Here is a 939-nt window from a genome sequence, read left to right as displayed (position 1 = left end):
GTCCGCCCCAGCCGTCACGGTCATCGTTCCCAGCTACAATTATGCCCGCTACCTGCCGGACGCGCTGCGCGGCGTGCTGCGCCAGACCTTGCGCAATCTGGAAGTGCTGGTGGTGGAAGACGGCTCCACCGACCAGTCGCTGGCTGTGGCCCGCGCCTTTGCCGCGCGCGATTCCAGGCTGCGCCTGCTGACCCACGCGGACGGCAAAAATCACGGGCTGCCCGCCAGCCTGGCCCTGGCCATCCCCGAGGCGCGGGGGCGCTGGACGGCTTTTCTGGAGGCAGACGACCTCTGGCTGCCGCGGTGTCTGGAGCGCCGCCTCCAGGCGGCGGAACGGACCGCGCCTTCAGCTTCGGCGGGGGACGGCGCGGGCGTGGTCTGCAATGACGTCGCCCCGTTCATCATGCCGGGGGCCGACGCCGCCTGGTTTGAAGCCTATGTGCCGCGCGTCATGCGCTGGCACGCCCGACAGGGCCGCGCCGCGGGCGACGTCCGCCCCTTTTTGCTGGAAAACAAAATTCCCACCTTTTCCTGCGCCATGGTCCGCACAGCCGCGCTGCGCGACATCTCGCTGCAAACGCCCGTGCCCCGCTGGCTGGACTGGTGGGTCTGGGCGCAGCTCGCCGCGCGCGTTCCCTTTGCCTTTGTGCCGGAAAAACTGACCCGCTGGCGGCTGCACCCCAAAAGCTGGCACCACAAGGTGGAGGTCTTCAGCTATCTGGAGGACTTCCGGCGCATGGGGCGCGGCTTCCGCCGGCTCTTCGCCCGCGACCTGGCCCGGCGGGAACGGTGGAGCGCGCTGGCCTTTCTCTACCTGCCAGCCACACTGCGCCTGGCCGCGCGCATGGCTCTGGCGGCGCGCGAAGACGGCCTTGCGAGCGCCCTGCGCCGTATCTCGGGCAGGGTGGACGCCGCGCGCTCCATACGCAAGCTCTAGGC

The 939-nt window shown here is 70.1% G+C and carries 1 protein-coding gene; it reads left to right on the top strand.

The annotated features are described in order from the left end of the window. The coding region (locus tag ACQRA4_RS13805) for a glycosyltransferase family 2 protein (RefSeq protein ID WP_427823624.1) at nt 1-937 on the top strand (937 nt) is incomplete at its 5' end. Nucleotides 938-939 lie beyond the last annotated feature (2 nt).

The sequence above is a fragment of the Desulfovibrio sp. SGI.169 genome (assembly GCF_050313595.1).
Classification (GTDB): Bacteria; Desulfobacterota; Desulfovibrionia; order Desulfovibrionales; family Desulfovibrionaceae; genus Desulfovibrio.
Note: the sequence above shows the minus strand (reverse complement) of the source record. Positions and strands in the feature narration are given on the sequence as shown.